The sequence below is a fragment of the Pantoea sp. BL1 genome, from assembly GCF_000963985.1.
Classification (GTDB): domain Bacteria; phylum Pseudomonadota; class Gammaproteobacteria; order Enterobacterales; family Enterobacteriaceae; genus Pantoea; species Pantoea rwandensis_B.
In genome coordinates, this window is record NZ_JZRH01000074.1 from 1 (window position 1) to 18,043 (window position 18,043).

Consider the following 18,043-nt stretch of genomic DNA (forward strand, 5'->3'; position numbering starts at 1 on the left):
GGAACTGCCAGGCATCAATTAAGTGAAGAAACCCTGAACGCAAGTTCAGGGTTTTTTTACGTCTGAAGATTGGCGAAATCAGGGCTAAAAGCCACGAAAACATCCCACCCGTGACTAACTGATCGGGTAAACTACGGCCAGATAAATCAGTAAAGGCCGTGAAATGTCCAGCCCCCACACTTCTCTAAAAGTTTTCAACACACTGGGTCTCGAAGTCAGTGCACAAGCGCTGTATATCGCAGACACACCCGAAGCCATCATTAGCGCATGGCAAGCAACTCAACAGGCGAATCAACCTTTCATCGTACTAGGTGAGGGCAGCAATGTGCTATTCCTGGAAGACTTTGATGGTGGCGTGATTATTAACGCCATCAAAGGTATTTCACTTGAGGAAGAGGCTGAATCATGGCATTTGCATATCGGTGCAGGTGAGAACTGGCACGAGCTGGTTGAGCATACTTTAAAGAAAGGTATTACCGGCCTGGAAAATCTTGCATTAATTCCCGGCAAGGCTGGTTCAGCGCCTATCCAGAATATTGGCGCTTATGGTGTTGAATTTAAGGATATTTGCCACTACGTCGATGTGCTGCATCTACCCACACAAAAAATCAGTCGCCTGGATCGAGAAGCGTGTCAGTTTGGTTATCGTGACAGTATCTTTAAGCACGAGATGAAGGACAGTCACGTTATTGTTGCTGTCGGACTCCGTTTGGCAAAGCAATGGAAGCCGGTACTGAATTACGGCGATTTAGCGAAACTGAACCCGGCCACGGTATGCGCATGGGATGTGTTCAATGCCGTCTGCCAAATGCGCCAGAGCAAATTACCCGACCCGCGCGTAACGGGAAATGTAGGCAGTTTTTTCAAAAACCCGCTTATCACACTCGAGTTGGCTAATAAGTTATTAGAAGCATGGCCGGGGATGCCACATTATCCGCAGGCAAATGGTGGCGTCAAATTAGCGGCAGGTTGGTTGATCGATCAGTGTCATTTAAAAGGATATCAGGTAGGTGGCGCTGCGGTACACCGTCAACAAGCGCTGGTGTTGATCAATGAAAACCATGCGACGCCAAAGGATATCGTTGCTTTAGCGCACGAGGTACGAAACCACGTGGCTGAGAAATTCAATGTTTGGCTCGAGCCAGAGGTACGCTTCATTGGTGCTCAAGGTGAACGTAACGCCGTTGAGGTCATTTCATGAAAGATAATAGTGTTCCGCTGAAATTAGTTGCGCTGCTGGCTGATGGAGAATTCCATTCAGGTGAGCAGTTGGGTGAAGCATTGGGTATGAGCCGTGCAGCCATCAATAAGCATATCCAAACTCTGAAGAGCTGGGGTCTGGATGTCTACACCGTCACAGGTAAAGGTTACAGCCTGCCTGCACCTATTCAGCTACTGAATGAAGCCGATATTCTTTCGCATCTGCATCAGCAGGATTTAGATGTCATCCCTGTGATTGATTCTACCAATCAGTATTTACTGGATCGCATGGATCAGTTGCCTTCGGGTCATGCCTGTATTGCAGAGTATCAGCAAGCCGGTCGTGGCCGCCGTGGCAGAAAGTGGTTCTCTCCTTTTGGCTCTAATCTCTATCTGTCGATGTACTGGCGACTTGAGCAAGGTCCCGCTGCAGCAATGGGACTCAGCCTGGTGATTGGTATCGTGATGGCCGAGGTGATTCAGTCATTGGGTGTACCTGATGTGCGTGTCAAATGGCCCAATGATCTTTACCTGAACGATCGTAAATTGGCCGGGATTCTGGTTGAATTAACCGGCAAAACAGGCGATGCGGCGCAAATTGTCATGGGGGCAGGCGTCAATCTGGTGATGCGCTCAGAAGGAGCCTCTGAAATTAATCAGGGATGGATTAATTTGCAGGAAGCCGGTGTAGAAATTAATCGTAATGAGCTGGCTGCAAAAATCATTAATAGTCTGCGTGAAGCACTGCCGATTTTCGAGCGAGATGGATTGGCACCGTTTGTAGAGCGCTGGGATGCTCTGGACAACTTTATCAATCGCCCGGTTAAGTTGCTGATTGGCGATAGAGAAGTTCATGGTATTGCACGTGGTATTGATAAGCAGGGTGGTTTATTACTGGAGCAAGAAGGCGAAGTGAAATCCTGGGTTGGTGGTGAGATCTCGCTGCGTCCTGGTCATTAATTTGCATTGACCTGAAAAATTAAACGCCCTCGGAAAGAAGGGCGTTTAAATATCAAAAGTTATTTTCTCAAGCGAACACTTTGCACGGCATGATCTGCAGATTTGGTCATGATGAGACTGGCGCGCTCTCGAGTTGGAAGAATGTTTTCATTGAGATTCAGCCAGTTAATCTCTTTCCATAAACCACGAGCAATATTTTCCGCCTCATCTTTGGGTAGCTGAGAATAATGATGGAAATAAGAATCTGGATCGCTGAAGGCACCTTCGCGGAATTTTAAGAAACGATTAACATACCAGCGTTCTAATAATGCTTCAGGTGCATCGACATAAATTGAGAAGTCGACAAAATCAGAAACAAATACATGATGCGGATCGTGGGGATAATCCATCCCGCTTTGAAGCACATTTAAGCCTTCCAAAATCAAAATATCAGGCTGTTGTACCACCTTATCGCCATCAGGGATCACATCATAAATAAGGTGTGAATAAACTGGCGCAGTGACCTGACTCGCGCCTGATTTCAAATCGGATACAAAATTCACCAGACGATGCATATCGTAAGATTGCGGGAAGCCTTTCTTCTTCATTAGCCCCCGTTCTTTCAACACTGCATTGGGGTGTAAAAAGCCGTCAGTTGTAATCAACTCGACTTTACGATGTTCTGGCCAGCGACTGAGCAGCGCCTGCAACACACGCGCGGTTGTACTTTTACCTACAGCAACACTGCCGGCAATACTGATGATATAGGGAATCTTTTGCCCGTTAGTGCCAAGGAACTGCTCCAGCACGGCCTGACGGCGCAGATTAGAACTGATATAGAAGTTAAGCAGACGTGAGAGCGGCAAATAGATTTCAGCAACCTCTTCTAAGGAGAGATCTTCATTGATACCGCGTAGTCGTTCAATTTCGCCTTCAGCGAGCGTCATTGGCACTGAGTCGCGCAGGGCGGCCCATTGCTGACGGTCAAACTGCAAATAGGGTGTAGTGAGTGGTGTCGTTTTTTTACTCATAAGTATGCATCTGACCGCAAATCCCGGCTCATCAACACCTTGTAGCGTCTGGCATACAATGATGCGTCGAGCTCAGTTGCACGTCATAGGGGGTAAGTAACGAGAACAATGGGCTGGAGGGTAACACCAGTGTCACTTTAAAAAGAAGCAAATTGATAAACCTGAGCACGCTTTCGTAAGCGTGCCCGCATTTTTATTATTGCTTAGTCGCTTGTTACAATCGATTTTGCTGTAGCGCCGCGTAAAATCTTTTTAGATTATCCCTCGCTAACAACGTTGAGCCGTCTTCAGGCAATCGATAATGCTTCCCTCTTTACACGCCGACAGTTGCATCCGTTAACGAACAATCCCATCTTGCAATGTGTTAGTTGAAAAAATGTTCAATCAAACCCGATCCAATAAAAAAGTTGCGCACTTTTAAATGAAAAATGGCGTTGTGCTTCTGGAGTGCGACGACCAAACCACGATAAGCATCTGTAAATCACTTAGCGCAGTGGCGTAAAAACACACGGCATTTGGACGAAAATACTGCAAATGATGAGCGGTTTGCGATGTTTTGCACAAATAGTAGGCGATAGAACAATTTTGATAATTTTTTTGTTGCATCCTGGGCGCGGTCTTCCTAGAATGCGCTCCACTTGATGCCGGCTTAGCTCAGTTGGTAGAGCAACTGACTTGTAATCAGTAGGTCACCAGTTCGATTCCGGTAGCCGGCACCATCAAGTAGGTGGGATTCCCGAGCGGCCAAAGGGAGCAGACTGTAAATCTGCCGTCACAGACTTCGAAGGTTCGAATCCTTCTCCCACCACCATCTCAACCACTTGGTTGAGCGTCAGATAAAATCATTATCTGGCGGGTGAGTTCATCTCTCTCACCTTCGAATTCAGATTGCGGATTTTCGCAATCAAAGTCAGCCAGAAACTCTGGCAGGCTCGAATAATAGAAGGTCTTCTTTTATTATTCATAAGCTACAGAAAGAACAGGTAGCCGAGTTCCAGGATGCGGGCATCGTATAATGGCTATTACCTCAGCCTTCCAAGCTGATGATGCGGGTTCGATTCCCGCTGCCCGCTCCAGATGTGCTGATATGGCTCAGTTGGTAGAGCGCACCCTTGGTAAGGGTGAGGTCCCCAGTTCGACTCTGGGTATCAGCACCACTTCCTTTATCTCTCTCCTGATTCTCTCTCTGTAAACCAAACAGTCAGGCATTGCCTGGTTGATATGACGATATCTTCGATATATCCGTGTCTTAGAGGGACTAGCGATGGCTAAAGAGCAATTTCAACGTAACAAACTGCACGTAAACGTGGGCACCATCGGTCACGTTGACCACGGTAAAACCACCCTGACTGCTGCAATCACCACCGTTCTGGCTAAAACCTACGGCGGTAAAGCAAGCAAATTCGATGAGATCGATAAGGCGCCAGAAGAGAAAGCACGTGGTATCACCATCAACACTTCTCACGTTGAATATGAAACCCCGACTCGCCACTATGCGCACGTTGACTGCCCTGGCCACGCCGACTATGTGAAAAACATGATCACCGGTGCTGCGCAGATGGACGGCGCGATCCTGGTTGTTGCTGCGACTGATGGCCCAATGCCACAGACCCGTGAGCACATCCTGCTGGGTCGTCAGGTTGGCGTTCCTTACATCATCGTGTTCCTGAACAAGTGCGACATGGTTGATGACGAAGAGCTGCTGGAACTGGTAGAGATGGAAGTTCGCGATCTGCTGTCAGCATACGACTTCCCAGGCGACGATACGCCAATCATCCGCGGTTCTGCTCTGCAGGCACTGAACGGTGTTGCTGAGTGGGAAGAGAAGATCATTGAACTGGCTGGTCACCTGGATAACTACATCCCAGAGCCAGTACGTGCAATCGACCTGCCGTTCCTGCTGCCAATCGAAGACGTATTCTCAATCTCTGGCCGTGGTACTGTTGTTACCGGTCGTGTTGAGCGCGGTATCGTGAAAGTAGGCGACGAAGTTGAAGTTGTTGGTCTGAAAGACACCGTTAAGTCTACCTGTACCGGCGTTGAAATGTTCCGCAAACTGCTGGACCAGGGTCAGGCAGGCGAGAACTGTGGTGTTCTGCTGCGTGGTATCAAGCGTGAAGATATCGAGCGTGGTCAGGTTCTGGCTAAGCCGGGCACCATCAAGCCACATACCCAGTTCACTTCAGAAGTTTACGTACTGTCTAAAGATGAAGGCGGCCGTCATACTCCGTTCTTCAAAGGCTACCGTCCTCAGTTCTACTTCCGTACTACTGACGTGACCGGTGACGTTCAACTGCCAGAAGGCGTTGAGATGGTAATGCCAGGCGATAACGTAAAAATGACCGTTACCTTGATCAAGCCAATCGCTATGGATCAGGGCCTGCGTTTCGCAATCCGTGAAGGCGGCCGTACTGTTGGTGCGGGTGTTGTTGCTGAAATTATCGCTTAATTGCGATAACATTTGACGCAATGCATATGGAAAGGGCATCATTTGATGCCCTTTTTGCACGCTGTTACATAGAACCTGGCTCATCAGTGATTTTCGATCATAATCATTGCTGAGACAGGCTCTGGTTTACGGCGTCGGATACCGAGTTACGCCCAAAAGCTCATTCGGTTTGGATGCCTCGCTCTGCGGGGCAGAATTGTTTCTGAATTATTGTGGCAGGTTGGTTTATGAGTGCGAATACCGAAGCTCAAGGGAGCGGGCGCGGCCTGGAAGCGATAAAGTGGGTTGCTGTCATCGCGTTGCTGTTAGTCGCCATCGTTGGCAACTATCTCTATCGCGACATTACGCTGCCTCTGCGCGCGCTGGCTGTCGTAGTACTGATCGCTGCGGCGGGCGGCATTGCGTTGCTGACTATTAAAGGCAAGGCGACCGTGGCTTTTGCTCGTGAAGCAAGAACTGAAATGCGTAAGGTCATTTGGCCGACTCGCCAGGAAACATTGCACACCACGTTAATCGTTGCCGCGGTCACTGCCGTGATGTCACTGATTTTGTGGGGGCTGGATGGAATTCTGGTCCGTCTGGTATCGTTTATCACTGGCCTGAGGTTCTGAGATGTCTGAAGCTCCAAAAAAACGCTGGTACGTCGTTCAGGCGTTTTCCGGTTTTGAAGCCCGCGTAGCGAAGTCGCTGCAAGAGCATATCAAACTGCACAACATGGAAGAACTGTTTGGCGAAGTCATGGTGCCGACTGAAGAAGTCGTTGAAATCCGTGGTGGCCAGCGCCGTAAAAGCGAACGTAAGTTCTTCCCTGGCTATGTGCTGGTGCAGATGGTGATGAATGACGCCAGCTGGCACTTAGTGCGTAGCGTACCACGTGTCATGGGCTTCATTGGCGGTACCTCTGACCGTCCTGCGCCGATTAGTGATAAAGAAGTCGATGCGATTATGAACCGCCTGCAGCAGGTGGGTGATAAGCCGCGTCCAAAAACGCTGTTCGAGCCAGGCGAGATGGTACGCGTCAACGACGGTCCATTTGCCGACTTCAACGGTGTGGTCGAAGAAGTGGATTACGAAAAGAGCCGCCTGAAGGTCTCTGTGTCCATCTTTGGCCGTGCAACACCAGTAGAACTCGACTTTGCTCAGGTGGAGAAAGGTTAACCCTTTTGTTCACTTTTTAGCTCTTGCGGAAGGCGCGAAATTTACCTATAATTTCGCGCCTTTTGTTTTTATGCGCTAGCAATAGCGTGTAAATCGTAATCACGGGGAGCCTGTTTTCAGGCGCTATAACCCATTTGAGGAATTATCATGGCTAAGAAAGTACAAGCCTACGTCAAGCTGCAAGTTGCAGCTGGTATGGCGAACCCAAGTCCACCTGTTGGTCCAGCACTGGGTCAGCAGGGTGTTAACATCATGGAATTCTGTAAAGCGTTCAACGCCAAAACAGAATCTCTGGAGAAAGGCCTGCCTACTCCAGTTGTTATCACTGTATACAGCGACCGTTCTTTCACCTTCGTTACCAAGACCCCTCCGGCTGCCGTACTGCTGAAAAAAGCAGCGGGCATCAAGTCTGGTTCTGGTAAGCCGAACAAAGACAAAGTCGGTAAAGTTTCTCGTGCTCAGGTACGTGAAATCGCAGAAACTAAAGCTGCGGACATGACTGGTGCTGACGTAGAAGCGATGACTCGCTCTATCGAAGGTACTGCACGTTCCATGGGCCTGGTAGTAGAGGATTAAGAAATGGCTAAGCTGACCAAGCGCATGAGCGTAATCCGTGACAAAGTTGATGCGACCAAGCAGTACGACATCGCTGAAGCTATTGCTCTGCTGAAAGAACTGGCAACTGCTAAGTTCGTTGAGAGCGTTGACGTTGCTGTTAACCTCGGCATCGATGCACGTAAATCAGATCAGAACGTTCGCGGCGCGACTGTTCTGCCACACGGTACTGGTCGTTCAGTACGTGTTGCTGTATTTACCCAAGGCGCAAACGCAGAAGCTGCTAAAGCAGCTGGCGCTGAGCTGGTAGGTATGGAAGATCTGGCTGACCAGATCAAAAAAGGCGAAATGAACTTTGACGTTGTTATTGCATCTCCAGATGCAATGCGCGTTGTTGGCCAGTTGGGCCAGGTTCTGGGTCCACGCGGCCTGATGCCAAACCCGAAAGTTGGTACTGTAACTCCTAACGTTGCTGAAGCAGTGAAAAACGCTAAAGCTGGTCAGGTTCGTTATCGTAACGACAAAAACGGCATCATCCACACTACCATTGGTAAAGTGGACTTCGACGCTGACAAACTGAAAGAAAACCTGGAATCTCTGCTGGTTGCGCTGAAAAAAGCGAAACCTTCACAGGCTAAAGGCGTGTACATCAAGAAAGTTAGCATCTCTACCACCATGGGCGCCGGCGTTGCCGTTGACCAGGCTGGTCTGAGCGCAGCAGCAAACTAATTGCTGCTTGAAACGGGCGAAAAATTCATCTAGAATCTTACGCCCGTTGTTCTGATTGAGCATTCAATTCAGAACCCAGATTCAAAGTTGCTGAATGTATAAGCCTAAAAGCTCTTATGTTCAGTGGCTTAGGTTGGAGCCAGGCCTTATCCTGGCCTCCGTCCAAGACCGCAGGAGCGGGATTATCTTCGGATAGCTTGCTTAATACCCTGCGTAGACGGTGACAGAACCAAAAAGAATTTTTTCTTCGCTGGATTCTGCTCACCGTGTAATAGCGCTCAGTGCCTTCGGGTAGCTGAGTGAAGTGAGTTCCGGGAAATCTTTCCCGGTCAAATCCAGGAGCAAAAGCTAATGGCATTAAATCTTCAAGGCAAACAAGCGATTGTTGCTGAAGTTAGCGAAGTAGCCAAAGGCGCGCTTTCAGCGGTTGTTGCGGATTCCCGTGGCGTTACCGTTGATAAAATGACCGAACTGCGTAAAGCAGGTCGTGAAGCTGGCGTTTACATGCGTGTTGTTCGCAACACCTTGCTGCGCCGCGTCGTTGAAGGAACTCAGTTTGAGATCCTGAAAGACACGTTTGTTGGTCCGACCCTGATTGCATACTCTATGGAACACCCGGGCGCTGCTGCTCGTCTGTTCAAAGAGTTCGCGAAAGCGAATGCAAAATTTGAGGTCAAAGCTGCAGCCTTTGAAGGTGAGCTGATCACGGCGGCCAATATTGACCGTCTGGCAACTCTGCCGACTTACGAAGAAGCACTGGCACGTCTGATGTCGACCATGAAAGAAGCCGCTGCTGGCAAACTGGTTCGCACTCTGGCTGCTGTACGCGATGCAAAAGAAGCGGCTTAAGCCCATCTTCTTTTCCTTCGTACTTGCTAACGTATAAACTTTTTCTGTTTTTTAGGAACAATCGATATGTCTATCACCAAAGATCAAATTCTGGAAGCAGTAGCAGCTATGTCCGTAATGGAAGTAGTTGAGCTGGTTTCTGCTATGGAAGAAAAATTCGGCGTTTCTGCTGCTGCTGCTGTAGCTGTTGCTGCTGGCCCAGCTGAAGCTGCTGAAGAGAAAACTGAATTCGACGTAATTCTGAAAGCTGCTGGCGCTAACAAAGTTGCCGTAATCAAAGCAGTTCGTACTGCAACTGGTCTGGGCCTGAAAGAAGCTAAAGACCTGGTTGAAGCTACCGGTGTTATCAAAGAAGGCATCAGCAAAGATGACGCAGCTGCTCTGGAAGCACTGCTGAAAGAAGCTGGCGCTGAAGTTGAAGTTAAGTAAGACAACCTTCGGGTTGCAGCCTGAGTAACATCAGGCTGATGGCTGGTGACTTTTGGGTCACCAGCTTTTTTGCGCTTCAGGGGAATGATGGCGTTTCACACTGTTTGTCCATTGTTTCTCTTCAATATCTTTTTCTATCGACGACTTAATATATCGCTTTCCTGTGAGGGTTCCCTGCCTGCACAACGGCGATGAAATGATTTAAGAGTGATAGAAAGATGTATTGCATGGGGTGTTACGCATCGCATGAAAAACAAAATAGTGTTGCATGAACTGTCCCTTCAGGACGGACAGCGTGGTTCGACATGTCAGCTAGCTGAGGAACCCTATGGTTTACTCCTATACCGAGAAAAAACGTATTCGTAAGGATTTTGGTAAACGTCCACAAGTACTGGACATACCTTATCTCCTTTCTATCCAGCTTGACTCGTTCCAGAAGTTTATCGAGCAAGATCCAGAAGGCCAATACGGTCTGGAAGCAGCCTTCCGCTCCGTATTCCCAATCTCAAGCTACAGCGGCAACTCTGAGTTGCAGTATGTCAGCTACCGTTTGGGTGAGCCGGTCTTTGACGTAACTGAATGTCAGATCCGTGGCGTGACCTATTCGGCACCGCTGCGCGTGAAACTGCGTCTGGTGATCTACGAGCGTGAAGCGCCGGAAGGCACCGTAAAAGACATCAAAGAACAAGAAGTGTACATGGGTGAAATTCCACTCATGACCGACAACGGTACCTTTGTTATCAATGGTACTGAGCGTGTTATCGTTTCTCAGCTGCATCGTAGTCCTGGCGTGTTCTTTGACAGCGATAAGGGTAAAACGCACTCTTCCGGTAAAGTGCTTTATAACGCACGTATCATCCCTTACCGCGGTTCATGGCTCGACTTCGAGTTTGACCCGAAAGACAACCTGTTTGTCCGTATTGACCGTCGCCGTAAGCTGCCGGCCAGTATCATTCTGCGCGCACTGCACTACACCACTGAACAAATCCTTGATCTGTTCTTTGACAAAGTCGTGTATGAAATCCGCGATAACAAACTGCAGATGGAACTGGTGCCTGAGCGCCTGCGTGGTGAAACCGCCAGCTTCGATATCGAAGCCAACGGCACGGTCTACGTTGAGAAAGGTCGTCGCATCACTGCGCGTCATATTCGTCAGCTGGAAAAAGACGGTATTCAACACATTGAAGTCCCAGTTGAATACATTGCTGGCAAAGTCGTCGCTAAAGATTACGTTGACCTGAACACCGGTGAGCTGATTGTTCCTGCGAACATGGAACTGTCACTGGATCTGCTGGCTAAACTGAGCCAGTCAGGCCACAAGCGCATCGAAACGCTGTTCACCAACGACTTGGATCACGGCCCGTACATTTCAGAGACCCTGCGTGTTGACCCAACCAACGATCGCCTGAGCGCGCTGGTTGAGATCTACCGTATGATGCGTCCTGGTGAGCCGCCAACGCGCGAAGCTGCAGAGAACCTGTTCGAGAACCTGTTCTTCTCAGAAGATCGTTACGATCTGTCTGCAGTTGGCCGTATGAAGTTCAACCGTTCACTGCTGCGTGATGAAATCGAAGGTTCAGGTATCCTGAGCAAAGACGACATCATCGAAGTGATGAAGAAACTGATCGGCATCCGTAACGGTATTGGCGAAGTCGATGATATCGACCACCTCGGCAACCGTCGTATCCGTTCAGTCGGTGAGATGGCTGAGAACCAGTTCCGTGTGGGTCTGGTGCGTGTTGAGCGTGCTGTTAAAGAGCGTCTGTCTCTGGGCGACCTCGATACCCTGATGCCTCAGGACATGATCAACGCCAAGCCAATCTCGGCGGCGGTGAAAGAGTTCTTCGGTTCAAGCCAGCTGTCCCAGTTTATGGATCAGAACAACCCGTTGTCTGAGATCACGCATAAGCGTCGTATCTCTGCTCTGGGCCCAGGTGGTCTGACGCGTGAGCGTGCAGGCTTCGAAGTGCGTGACGTACACCCAACCCACTACGGTCGTGTGTGCCCAATCGAAACGCCTGAAGGTCCGAACATCGGTCTGATCAACTCCCTTTCTGTTTACGCGCAGACTAACGAATACGGCTTCCTTGAGACTCCGTACCGTCGCGTGGTAGATGGCAAAGTGAGTGATGAAATTCATTACCTCTCTGCAATCGAAGAGGGTAACTACGTTATCGCTCAGGCGAACACCAACCTTGCTGAAGACGGTAGCTTTGTTGACGATCTCGTCACTTGCCGTAGCAAAGGTGAATCAAGCCTGTTCAGCCGTGATCAAGTTGACTACATGGACGTTTCGACCCAACAGGTCGTTTCAGTCGGTGCGTCACTGATTCCATTCCTGGAACACGATGATGCTAACCGCGCCTTGATGGGTGCGAACATGCAACGTCAGGCAGTACCAACCCTGCGCGCTGATAAGCCGCTGGTCGGTACCGGTATGGAACGCGCAGTAGCGGTTGACTCCGGTGTAACTGCCGTAGCGAAACGTGGCGGTTCCGTTCAGTACGTTGATGCTTCTCGTATCGTTATCAAAGTTAACGAAGATGAGATGTATCCGGGCGAAGCGGGTATCGACATCTACAACCTGACCAAGTACACCCGTTCTAACCAGAACACCTGCATCAACCAGATGCCATGTGTGTCCCTGGGTGAGCCAATCGAACGTGGCGACGTGCTGGCAGATGGCCCGTCTACCGATCTCGGTGAACTGGCGCTGGGTCAGAACATGCGCGTGGCGTTCATGCCATGGAACGGTTACAACTTCGAAGACTCCATCCTCGTTTCTGAGCGTGTTGTCCAGGAAGACCGTTTCACCACTATCCACATCCAGGAACTGGCGTGTGTGTCTCGTGACACCAAGCTGGGGCCAGAAGAGATCACCGCTGACATCCCGAACGTGGGTGAAGCTGCGCTCTCCAAACTGGATGAATCCGGTATCGTGTATATCGGTGCGGAAGTGACCGGTGGTGACATTCTGGTCGGTAAAGTGACGCCGAAAGGCGAAACCCAGCTGACGCCAGAAGAGAAACTGCTGCGTGCGATCTTCGGTGAGAAAGCGTCTGACGTTAAAGACTCTTCTCTGCGTGTTCCTAACGGTGTTTCCGGTACGGTTATCGACGTTCAGGTCTTTACTCGCGATGGCGTAGAAAAAGACAAACGTGCGCTGGAAATCGAAGAGATGCAGCTGAAGCAGGCGAAGAAAGACCTGTCTGAAGAACTGCAGATCCTCGAAGCGGGCTTGTTCAGCCGTATTCAGGCTGTACTGATCTCGGGTGGTGTTGAAGCTGAGAAGCTGGACAAACTGCCACGTGAGCGCTGGTTGGAACTGGGCCTGACTGACGAAGAGAAGCAAAACTCTCTCGAGCAGCTGGCTGAGCAGTATGACGAGCTGAAGCACGAGTTTGAGAAGAAACTCGAAGCTAAGCGTCGCAAAATCACTCAGGGCGATGACCTGGCACCAGGCGTGCTGAAAATCGTGAAAGTGTACCTGGCGGTTAAACGTCAGATCCAGCCTGGTGACAAGATGGCAGGTCGTCACGGTAACAAGGGTGTTATCTCTAAGATCAACCCGATCGAAGATATGCCTTACGATGAGAACGGTACGCCGGTCGACATCGTACTGAACCCGCTGGGCGTACCGTCACGTATGAACATCGGTCAGATTCTGGAAACCCACCTGGGGATGGCAGCGAAAGGCATCGGTGAGAAGATCAACGCGATGCTGAAGAAGCAGGAAGAAGTTGCCAAACTGCGTGAGTTCATCCAGCGTGCTTACGATCTGGGCACTGATGTGCGTCAGAAAGTTGATCTGAACACCTTCACTGACGATGAAGTTCTGCGTCTGGCTGAGAACCTGAAAAAAGGTATGCCAATCGCAACGCCAGTGTTCGATGGTGCGAAAGAGAGCGAGATCAAAGAGCTGCTGCAGCTCGGCGGCCTGCCTTCTTCTGGCCAGATCACCCTGTTCGACGGCCGTACCGGTGAGCAGTTCGAGCGTCAGGTAACCGTAGGTTACATGTACATGCTGAAACTGAACCACCTGGTTGACGACAAGATGCACGCACGTTCTACCGGCTCTTACAGCCTCGTTACTCAGCAGCCGCTGGGTGGTAAGGCGCAGTTCGGTGGTCAGCGCTTCGGTGAGATGGAAGTGTGGGCACTGGAAGCATACGGTGCTGCGTATACCCTGCAGGAAATGCTGACTGTTAAGTCTGATGACGTGAATGGCCGTACGAAGATGTATAAAAACATCGTCGATGGCAACCATCAGATGGAACCAGGCATGCCGGAATCCTTCAACGTACTGTTGAAAGAGATTCGCTCGCTGGGTATCAACATCGAGCTGGAAGACGAGTAAGTACTCGCAAGTACTGGTTACGGGACGTGCACTTAAGGTGTGCGTCCCTGAGAGTTCCACTCCGACGGGAGCTAATCCGTGAAAGACTTACTTAAGTTTCTGAAAGCGCAAACTAAGACCGAAGAGTTTGATGCGATCAAGATCGCTCTGGCCTCGCCAGATATGATCCGTTCATGGTCTTTTGGTGAAGTTAAAAAGCCAGAAACCATTAACTACCGTACCTTCAAGCCGGAGCGTGACGGTCTTTTCTGCGCCCGTATCTTTGGGCCGGTAAAAGATTACGAATGCCTGTGCGGTAAGTACAAGCGTTTGAAACATCGCGGCGTGATCTGTGAGAAGTGTGGCGTTGAAGTTACACAGACCAAAGTTCGCCGTGAGCGCATGGGCCACATTGAACTGGCTTCACCGACTGCGCACATTTGGTTCCTGAAATCACTGCCTTCGCGTATCGGCTTACTGCTGGATATGCCACTGCGTGATATCGAGCGCGTACTGTACTTCGAATCATATGTTGTGATCGAAGGCGGTATGACCAACCTGGAAAAACGTCAGATTCTGACTGAAGAGCAGTACCTTGATGCGCTGGAAGAGTTCGGTGACGAATTCGACGCGAAGATGGGTGCGGAAGCTATCCAGGCGCTGCTGAAAAACATGGATCTGGAGCAAGAGTGCGAACAGCTGCGTGAAGAGCTGAACGAAACCAACTCCGAGACCAAACGTAAAAAGCTGACCAAGCGTATCAAGCTGCTGGAAGCGTTCGTTCAGTCTGGTAACAAGCCAGAGTGGATGATCCTGACCGTTCTGCCGGTTCTGCCGCCAGATCTGCGTCCGCTGGTACCGCTGGATGGTGGTCGTTTCGCTACGTCGGATCTGAACGATCTGTACCGTCGCGTTATCAACCGTAACAACCGTCTGAAGCGTCTGCTGGATCTGGCTGCGCCAGATATCATCGTACGTAACGAAAAGCGTATGCTGCAGGAAGCGGTAGATGCCTTGCTGGATAACGGCCGTCGCGGTCGTGCCATCACTGGCTCTAACAAACGTCCTCTGAAATCTTTGGCCGACATGATCAAAGGTAAGCAGGGTCGTTTCCGTCAGAACCTGTTGGGTAAACGTGTTGACTACTCCGGTCGTTCTGTTATCACCGTAGGTCCATACCTGCGTCTGCATCAGTGCGGTCTGCCGAAGAAAATGGCACTGGAGCTGTTCAAACCGTTCATCTACGGCAAGCTGGAACTGCGTGGCCTCGCGACCACCATCAAAGCTGCTAAGAAGATGGTTGAGCGTGAAGAAGCTGTCGTTTGGGATATCCTGGACGAAGTGATCCGCGAACACCCAGTACTGCTGAACCGTGCACCAACCCTGCACCGTTTGGGTATCCAGGCATTCGAACCTGTTCTGATCGAAGGTAAAGCGATCCAGCTGCACCCGCTGGTTTGTGCGGCATATAACGCCGACTTCGATGGTGACCAGATGGCTGTTCACGTACCGCTGACGCTGGAAGCCCAGCTTGAAGCGCGTGCGCTGATGATGTCTACCAACAACATCCTGTCACCTGCGAACGGCGAGCCAATCATCGTTCCTTCTCAGGACGTTGTACTGGGTCTGTACTACATGACCCGTGACAAAGTGAATGCGCGCGGCGAAGGCATGGTGCTGACTGGCCCGAAAGAAGCTGAGCGTGTTTATCGCGCTGGCCTGGCCGAGTTGCATGCTCGCGTTAAAGTGCGTATCACCGAGTACAGCAAAAACGAACAAGAAGAGTTCGTCGCGAAAACCAGCTTAATCGACACCACCATTGGTCGTGCGATTCTGTGGATGATCGTGCCGAAAGGTCTGCCTTACTCCATCGTCAACCAGACGCTGGGTAAGAAAGCGATCTCTAAGATGCTGAACACCTGTTACCGCATCCTGGGCCTGAAGCCGACCGTTATCTTCGCTGACCAGACCATGTACACCGGCTTTGCTTACGCAGCCCGTTCAGGTGCCTCTGTAGGTATCGACGACATGGTGATCCCGGCTAAGAAAGCGGAAATCGTGGCAGAAGCAGAAGCGGAAGTTGCTGAGATTCAGGAACAGTTCCAGTCTGGTCTGGTTACTGCTGGCGAACGTTACAACAAAGTCATCGATATCTGGGCCGCAGCGAACGAACGCGTTTCCAAGGCGATGATGGACAACCTGCAAACCGAAACCGTGATCAACCGTCACGGCGAAGAAGAGCAGCAAGTCTCGTTCAACAGCATCTACATGATGGCCGACTCCGGTGCGCGTGGTTCTGCAGCTCAGATTCGTCAGCTGGCCGGTATGCGTGGTCTGATGGCTAAGCCAGATGGCTCAATCATCGAAACGCCAATCACCGCGAACTTCCGCGAAGGTCTGAACGTACTCCAGTACTTCATCTCGACGCACGGTGCGCGTAAAGGTCTTGCGGATACCGCACTGAAAACCGCTAACTCCGGTTATCTGACGCGTCGTCTGGTAGACGTTGCGCAGGACTTGGTGGTGACCGAAGACGACTGTGGTACTTTCGAAGGCATCATGATGACTCCGGTTATCGAAGGTGGCGACGTTAAAGAACCACTGCGTGAGCGTGTACTGGGTCGTGTGACCGCAGAAGACGTGCTGAAGCCAGGTACTGCTGACATTCTGATCCCGCGTAATACGCTGATCGATGAGCACTGGTGTGATGTGATCGAAGAGAATTCGGTCGATGCCATTAAAGTGCGTTCTGTTGTTGGTTGTGAAACCGACTTTGGTGTGTGTGCACACTGCTACGGTCGCGACCTGGCACGTGGTCACATCATCAACAAAGGTGAGGCCATCGGCGTTATCGCAGCACAGTCCATCGGTGAGCCGGGTACACAGCTGACGATGCGTACGTTCCACATCGGTGGTGCGGCATCTCGTGCGGCTGCTGAATCCAGCATCCAGGTGAAGAACAAAGGTACTATCAAGCTGACCAACGCGAAGTCAGTAACCAACTCCTCCGGGAAGCTGGTTATCGTCTCTCGTAACGTTGAGCTGAAAATGATCGACGAGTTCGGTCGTACCAAAGAGAGCTATAAAGTCCCTTACGGCGCAATGATGGCCAAAGGTGATGGCGAGCAGGTTGCCGCGGGCGAAACCGTAGCAAACTGGGATCCGCATACCATGCCAGTTATCACGGAAGTGGGCGGTTTCATTCGCTTCACTGACATGATCGATGGTCAGACGATTACTCGTCAGACTGATGACCTGACTGGTCTGTCATCGCTGGTGGTTCTGGACTCTGCAGAGCGTACTGCGGGTGGTAAAGATCTGCGTCCTGCGTTGAAAATTGTTGATGCCAACGGAAATGATGTGCTGATTCCGGGTACCGACATGCCAGCACAGTACTTCCTGCCGGGCAAAGCAATTGTTCAGCTGGAAGATGGCGTTAAGATCAGTGCCGGTGACACGCTGTCGCGTGTTCCGCAGGAATCTGGCGGTACCAAGGACATCACCGGTGGTCTGCCACGCGTTGCTGACTTGTTCGAAGCGCGTCGTCCGAAAGAGCCAGCCATTCTGGCCGAGATCAGTGGTATTATCTCGTTCGGTAAAGAGACCAAAGGCAAGCGTCGTCTGGTGATTACACCGGTTGATGGTAGCGATCCGTACGAAGAGATGATTCCGAAATGGCGTCAGCTGAACGTATTCGAAGGTGAGCGTGTAGAACGTGGTGACGTTGTTTCTGACGGCCCAGAGTCTCCACACGACATCCTGCGTCTGCGTGGCGTCCATGCTGTGACCCGTTACATCACTAACGAAGTGCAGGAAGTTTACCGTCTGCAAGGCGTTAAGATTAACGATAAACACATCGAAGTCATCGTGCGTCAGATGCTGCGTAAAGCAACCATCGCCAGCGCGGGCAGCACCGAGTTCCTGGAAGGTGAGCAGGCTGAATACTCTCGCATCAAGATCGCTAACCGCGACCTCGAAGCGAACGGCAAAATCGGCGCAACCTTTATGCGCGATCTGCTGGGTATCACCAAAGCGTCACTGGCAACCGAATCGTTCATCTCTGCAGCATCGTTCCAGGAGACCACACGTGTCCTGACCGAAGCAGCAGTAGCAGGCAAGCGTGATGAACTGCGCGGCCTGAAAGAGAACGTGATCGTGGGTCGTCTGATCCCGGCCGGTACCGGTTATGCTTACCATCAGGATCGTATGCGTCGCCGTTCTGTAGGTGAAGCACCGGTTGCACCGCAGGTTACTGCGGATGAAGCCTCTGCGAGCCTGGCAGAACTGTTGAACGCCGGTCTTGGCGGTAGCGACGACGAATAATCGTCTGCGATAGCTGACCCATAAAAAACCCTGCCTCGGCAGGGT

The 18,043-nt window shown here is 50.8% G+C and carries 12 protein-coding genes and 4 tRNA genes; 15 read left to right on the forward strand and 1 reads right to left on the reverse strand.

Annotated elements, in window-relative coordinates:
* The first annotated feature begins 163 nt into the window (after positions 1–163).
* Together murB and birA are read left to right on the forward strand one after the other, a co-directional pair.
* Positions 164–1,201 carry a UDP-N-acetylmuramate dehydrogenase gene (gene murB / locus VH86_RS23940; RefSeq protein WP_045834365.1) on the forward strand — a complete coding sequence of 346 codons (1,038 nt, stop codon included), beginning with the start codon at positions 164–166 and terminating at the stop codon, positions 1,199–1,201.
* Entirely contained in the window at positions 1,198–2,160 is a 963-nt protein-coding gene (birA, locus tag VH86_RS23945; protein WP_045815748.1) for a bifunctional biotin--[acetyl-CoA-carboxylase] ligase/biotin operon repressor BirA, read from the forward strand. The genes murB and birA overlap by 4 nt, the downstream gene beginning before the upstream one ends.
* Before the next feature lie 59 nt (positions 2,161–2,219).
* Here the strand turns inward: birA and coaA are convergent, their stop codons facing one another.
* The gene (gene coaA / locus VH86_RS23950; RefSeq protein WP_034828892.1) at positions 2,220–3,170 is read right to left on the reverse strand and encodes a type I pantothenate kinase; all 951 of its coding nucleotides are present in this window, start codon (positions 3,168–3,170) and stop codon (positions 2,220–2,222) included.
* A gap of 643 nt (positions 3,171–3,813) precedes the next feature.
* Here coaA and VH86_RS23955 point away from each other — a divergent pair.
* The 13 genes from VH86_RS23955 to rpoC all read left to right on the forward strand — a co-directional run bounded on the left by VH86_RS23955 (position 3,814) and on the right by rpoC (position 17,998).
* Positions 3,814–3,889: transfer RNA gene (locus tag VH86_RS23955), tRNA-Thr, on the forward strand.
* A gap of 7 nt (positions 3,890–3,896) precedes the next feature.
* Positions 3,897–3,981 (forward strand) — tRNA-Tyr (locus VH86_RS23960).
* Between the two features lie 190 nt (positions 3,982–4,171).
* Positions 4,172–4,246: transfer RNA gene (locus VH86_RS23965), tRNA-Gly, on the forward strand.
* A 5-nt stretch (positions 4,247–4,251) separates the two neighbouring features.
* A tRNA-Thr gene (locus VH86_RS23970) sits at positions 4,252–4,327 on the forward strand.
* A gap of 107 nt (positions 4,328–4,434) precedes the next feature.
* The gene (tuf, locus tag VH86_RS23975) at positions 4,435–5,619 is read left to right on the forward strand and encodes an elongation factor Tu (RefSeq protein ID WP_034828894.1); all 1,185 of its coding nucleotides are present in this window, start codon (positions 4,435–4,437) and stop codon (positions 5,617–5,619) included.
* Between the two features lie 227 nt (positions 5,620–5,846).
* On the forward strand, positions 5,847–6,230 hold the full coding sequence (gene secE, locus VH86_RS23980) for a preprotein translocase subunit SecE (protein ID WP_039381824.1): 384 nt from the start codon (positions 5,847–5,849) through the stop codon (positions 6,228–6,230).
* A gap of 1 nt (position 6,231) precedes the next feature.
* Positions 6,232–6,777 carry a transcription termination/antitermination protein NusG gene (gene nusG / locus VH86_RS23985; RefSeq protein ID WP_010616908.1) on the forward strand — a complete coding sequence of 182 codons (546 nt, stop codon included), beginning with the start codon at positions 6,232–6,234 and terminating at the stop codon, positions 6,775–6,777.
* Positions 6,778–6,924: 147 nt separating this feature from the next.
* Complete coding sequence (gene rplK, locus VH86_RS23990) at positions 6,925–7,353, forward strand: 50S ribosomal protein L11 (RefSeq protein WP_034828899.1); 429 nt, start codon at positions 6,925–6,927, stop codon at positions 7,351–7,353.
* 3 nt (positions 7,354–7,356) lie between these two features.
* Positions 7,357–8,061, forward strand: coding sequence for a 50S ribosomal protein L1 (rplA, locus tag VH86_RS23995; RefSeq protein ID WP_034828901.1), 705 nt, complete (start codon positions 7,357–7,359; stop codon positions 8,059–8,061).
* 351 nt (positions 8,062–8,412) lie between these two features.
* The gene (gene rplJ / locus VH86_RS24000) at positions 8,413–8,910 is read left to right on the forward strand and encodes a 50S ribosomal protein L10 (protein ID WP_045816330.1); all 498 of its coding nucleotides are present in this window, start codon (positions 8,413–8,415) and stop codon (positions 8,908–8,910) included.
* A gap of 66 nt (positions 8,911–8,976) precedes the next feature.
* Positions 8,977–9,339, forward strand: coding sequence for a 50S ribosomal protein L7/L12 (gene rplL / locus VH86_RS24005; RefSeq protein WP_034828906.1), 363 nt, complete (start codon positions 8,977–8,979; stop codon positions 9,337–9,339).
* A 328-nt stretch (positions 9,340–9,667) separates the two neighbouring features.
* A complete protein-coding gene (rpoB, locus tag VH86_RS24010) occupies positions 9,668–13,696 on the forward strand; it encodes a DNA-directed RNA polymerase subunit beta (RefSeq protein WP_034828907.1) in 4,029 nt (1,342 codons plus the stop codon).
* Positions 13,697–13,774: 78 nt separating this feature from the next.
* Entirely contained in the window at positions 13,775–17,998 is a 4,224-nt protein-coding gene (gene rpoC / locus VH86_RS24015) for a DNA-directed RNA polymerase subunit beta' (RefSeq protein ID WP_045834366.1), read from the forward strand.
* Positions 17,999–18,043 lie beyond the last annotated feature (45 nt).

Excerpts from the sequence above, each read along its gene's own strand:
- birA (WP_045815748.1), top strand. The coding sequence starts at position 1,198 with ATGAAAGATAATAGTGTTCCGCTGAAATTAGTTGCGCTGCTGGCTGAT.
- rplJ (WP_045816330.1), top strand. The coding sequence starts at position 8,413 with ATGGCATTAAATCTTCAAGGCAAACAAGCGATTGTTGCTGAAGTTAGC.
- murB (WP_045834365.1), top strand. The coding sequence starts at position 164 with ATGTCCAGCCCCCACACTTCTCTAAAAGTTTTCAACACACTGGGTCTC.
- coaA (WP_034828892.1), bottom strand. The coding sequence starts at position 3,170 with ATGAGTAAAAAAACGACACCACTCACTACACCCTATTTGCAGTTTGAC.
- rpoB (WP_034828907.1), top strand. The coding sequence starts at position 9,668 with ATGGTTTACTCCTATACCGAGAAAAAACGTATTCGTAAGGATTTTGGT.
- secE (WP_039381824.1), top strand. The coding sequence starts at position 5,847 with ATGAGTGCGAATACCGAAGCTCAAGGGAGCGGGCGCGGCCTGGAAGCG.
- tuf (WP_034828894.1), top strand. The coding sequence starts at position 4,435 with ATGGCTAAAGAGCAATTTCAACGTAACAAACTGCACGTAAACGTGGGC.
- rplA (WP_034828901.1), top strand. The coding sequence starts at position 7,357 with ATGGCTAAGCTGACCAAGCGCATGAGCGTAATCCGTGACAAAGTTGAT.
- nusG (WP_010616908.1), top strand. The coding sequence starts at position 6,232 with ATGTCTGAAGCTCCAAAAAAACGCTGGTACGTCGTTCAGGCGTTTTCC.
- rplK (WP_034828899.1), top strand. The coding sequence starts at position 6,925 with ATGGCTAAGAAAGTACAAGCCTACGTCAAGCTGCAAGTTGCAGCTGGT.
- rplL (WP_034828906.1), top strand. The coding sequence starts at position 8,977 with ATGTCTATCACCAAAGATCAAATTCTGGAAGCAGTAGCAGCTATGTCC.